The organism is Albidovulum sp., assembly GCF_049646345.1.
Classification (GTDB): domain Bacteria; phylum Pseudomonadota; class Alphaproteobacteria; order Rhodobacterales; family Rhodobacteraceae; genus Albidovulum.
Genome location: NZ_JBARVQ010000160.1, coordinates 1 through 3,334 on the forward strand (window position 1 = coordinate 1; position 3,334 = coordinate 3,334).

At 61.6% G+C, this 3,334-nt stretch carries 4 protein-coding genes; 3 read left to right on the forward strand and 1 reads right to left on the reverse strand.

Features of this window, described 5'->3' with window-relative positions; translation table 11 throughout:
• Window positions 1–116 precede the first annotated feature (116 nt).
• A complete protein-coding gene (locus WBB85_RS03995) occupies window positions 117–1,103 on the reverse strand; it encodes a 2-hydroxyacid dehydrogenase (protein WP_432637330.1) in 987 nt (328 codons plus the stop codon).
• A 119-nt stretch (window positions 1,104–1,222) separates the two neighbouring features.
• Between WBB85_RS03995 and WBB85_RS04000 the strand changes: the two genes are divergently transcribed.
• Genes WBB85_RS04000 through WBB85_RS04010 form a run of 3 tightly spaced genes read left to right on the forward strand, consistent with a single transcriptional unit; the run spans window position 1,223 to window position 3,083 of the window.
• Window positions 1,223–1,759, forward strand: a complete 537-nt coding sequence (locus WBB85_RS04000) for an SH3 domain-containing protein (protein ID WP_432637335.1) — start codon at window positions 1,223–1,225, stop codon at window positions 1,757–1,759.
• Window positions 1,756–2,142 (forward strand): nuclear transport factor 2 family protein, encoded by a 387-nt coding sequence (locus tag WBB85_RS04005; RefSeq protein ID WP_432637331.1) that lies wholly within the window; start codon window positions 1,756–1,758, stop codon window positions 2,140–2,142. Before WBB85_RS04000 ends, WBB85_RS04005 begins: the two co-directional genes overlap by 4 nt.
• Window positions 2,143–2,201: 59 nt before the next feature.
• A complete protein-coding gene (locus tag WBB85_RS04010) occupies window positions 2,202–3,083 on the forward strand; it encodes a cation diffusion facilitator family transporter (protein ID WP_432637333.1) in 882 nt (293 codons plus the stop codon).
• Window positions 3,084–3,334 lie beyond the last annotated feature (251 nt).

The following is a 3,334-nucleotide window of genomic DNA, read 5'->3' on the forward strand; positions in this document are numbered from 1 at the left end:
GGACATGCAACTCCCCCTTAATCTGCTTGTGGGGGGCGTTATGGCATCCGAACGGGACGGAAATGTGACCCGGAACCGGTGAAAGTTTAGCAATGGAAACGGTTGACTGGGTGCGCCTACAGCATTGATGGGACGACCAGATCGGGCGGTCTGTGGCCGTCGGCGAAGGTCTTTATGTTGATGATCACCTTTTCGCCCATCTCGGTCCGCCCTTCGACCGTGGCCGAGCCCATATGCGGCAAGAGGACGACATTGGGCAAAGACCTGAGGCGCGGGTTGATCTCATGTCCGTGTTCGAAGACATCAAGGCCTGCGCCGGTGATCTCGCCTGCCCGCAGCATCCGCGTCAGCGCGTTTTCGTCGATCACCTCACCGCGCGACGTGTTCACGATCACAGCCCCCTCCTTCATCAGCCGCAGGCGGCGGGCATTCATCAGATGAAAGGTCGCGGGCGTATGCGGGCAGTTGATAGAAATGACATCCATCCGGCTGACCATCTGGTCAAGGCTTTCCCAATATGTTGCCTCGACCTCGGCCTCCTGCTCGGGGCGCAACCGCTGGCGGTTGTGATAATGGATCTGCATGCCGAAGGCCCGGGCGCGGCGGGCAACGGCCATGCCGATCCGCCCCATACCGAGAATGCCCAGACGGCGCCCGCCGACACGGCCCCCCATGAAAGCCGTCGGTGCCCAGCCCTGCCAGTTCCCAGACTGCATCGTCGACAGACCTTCGGGAATGCGGCGGGTGACGGCAAGGATCAGCGCCATGGTCATGTCGGCGGTATCCTCGGTCACGACACCGGGGGTGTTGGAGACGAGTATTCCCCGCTGGCGGGCCGATTGCACATCGATATGGTCGATGCCCGCACCGTAATTGGCGATCAGTTTCAGCTTCTCACCCGCCTGCGCCAGGAGGTTCGCGTCGATATGGTCGGTCACGCAGGGCACGATCACATCGGCCCGGCGCATCGCTGCCGCCAGTTCCTCGCGGCTCATCCTGGTATCGGGATCGCGCAGTTCGACATCGAAGAGCTCTTTCATCCGGGTCTCGACGACCTCGGGCAAGCGTCGCGTGACAACAACACTCAGACGCGGCGATCCCATCGGACAGTTCTCCTCTCTTCCAAAACGGCGTTTACCTTGGCAAAGTATGGGTCGAACGGGGCTGGCCACAAGCCCCGAATGACACCGCCGGACGGTTGCGGGCGGAAAACGGGCAGATGATGAAAAAAGAGAAGAACAGGTTTTGGAAAATCTGGGCGCTCCCGGCCCAGATCGGATTGGTTTTTGCACTGGCTTTGCCGGTTTCGTCGGCACCTGAGGGCGATGCGGTGCGCGGTTCAGTGACCAACCTGCCGCTGCCGCGGTTCGTCTCATTGAAGGCGGCCGAGGGCAATGTGCGCCGGGGGCCAAGCCTGAACCACCGCATCGACTGGGTGTTTCGTCACCGCGACATGCCGCTGCTGGTGACTGCGGAATTTGAACATTGGCGCCGGGTCGAGGATGCCGAAGGGCAGGGGGGATGGATCTATTACAGTCTCTTGTCCGGGGCGCGTACCGTCTCGGTTGCGGTCGACGGCACCGCATTGCGGGTGCGGCCAGATCCCGAAGCGCAGATCGTGGCCGAAGCGAAGGCCGGCGTGATCGGCCGTCTGGGCGAATGCGACCCGAATTGGTGCCGGATCGCTGCGGGCAGCACGAAGGGCTGGGTGGTCAAATCCGCGCTGTGGGGCGTTGCAGCGGATGAGTTGCGGGAATGACACCCGAAGAGGTGGTGCGCGCCTATTGGGACGACATGGGTAGCAATGATTTTGCCCGTGCGGCCCGCTGGTTTGCCGATGATTTCCGGCTCTACTGGCCGCAATCGCGGGAAGTGATCGAGGACCGCGCAGATTTCGCCGCGCTGAATGCGGCCTATCCGGCAAAGGGTCTCTGGCGGTTCCGGATGAACCGTATCGTAGCAAGCGACAGGGATGTCGTTAGCGATGTGACGGTGAGCGACGGCACCACGACCGCACGTGCCGTCACCTTTCATCGGGTCTTGGGTGACCGCATCTGCGAACAGGTCGAATACTGGCCTGACGACTATCCTGCCCCCGATTGGCGAAGCCGATGGGTGCGGCATGGTCTGCCGGAGGAATAGGCCGGCTTTTCCGTCACGCGGCGGGGTGGTAAGAGCCCGCAAGGTTCCGGGGTCCGAGCATGACCGACAACAAAACTTCACTGAACGTCTCCGCCGGGCTGGCATCGGTTTCGGTCGCTGTGATCCTCGTAGCGCTGAAACTCTGGGCTCTCGGCACCACGTCGTCTTTATCGGTCGCGGCCTCGCTCGCCGACAGCGCGCTTGATCTGATGATGTCGCTCGGCGGGCTCATGGCGATCCTCTATGCCGCACGCCCTGCGGATGAGGATCACGCCTTCGGTCATACCTCGGTCGAGGATCTCGCGGCGCTGGCGCAGTCTGTCTTCATTCTGATCTCGGGCAGCGTCATCGGCTGGTCCGCCATCGCGCGGCTTTTGTCGAAAGATCCGGTGCCTCTGGCCGGGCAGGCAGGCGGAATTGCCGTCATGGTGGTCTCGATCCTGCTGACCCTGGCGCTGGTACTTTGGCAAAGGCGGGTTGCGCGGAGGACCGGAAGCAAGGTCGTTGCAGCGGATTCGCTGCATTATATGTCCGACCTGATGCCGGCCGTCGGCGCGATCGCCGCGCTCTGGATCTCACGTCGGTTTGGCGTGGGTCATGTCGACAGCGTCGTCGCGCTCGCGGCGGCGTCGATCCTGATGATCGGTGCGGTTCGCATCGGCAAGGGCGCATGGGATGCTTTGATGGACCGGCGCGCGGATCCGGCCGTGATTGCCGGGATCGCGGGGATCGCGACGGATTGGCCCGGCGTCAGGGGCTTTCACGATCTCAAGACGCGCATGGCTGGCAGCCGTATCTTCGTGAACATCCATATCGAGCTTGATGGAGATCAGACACTGAGAGAGGCGCACAGCATTGGCGCCGGTCTGCGTCGCAGGATCATCGACACCTACCCTCAATGTGATGTCATCGTGCATAAGGATGTGGCGGGGGAAAATTAAAACGATTTTTCTGCGAAAAATCGGCAAATTTTCGCAGAAAATTTGTGTACCGCATCCAATGCTCTGTGCGGTCCTCGCTTGTGGTCGTTCCGCACATCCCGATCCGGGTCACGCGCGGCCATCAAAGGCGCCAACCGGGCGCAGTCGGTCCTTCCCTCATCGGCAGCAGGCTTCGAATCGCTGAAAGCGGTGATCCAGGTGCGCGTATCTAAGCAATTCATCTTAAAGTTGATTCTTCCCGGTTTTTACCG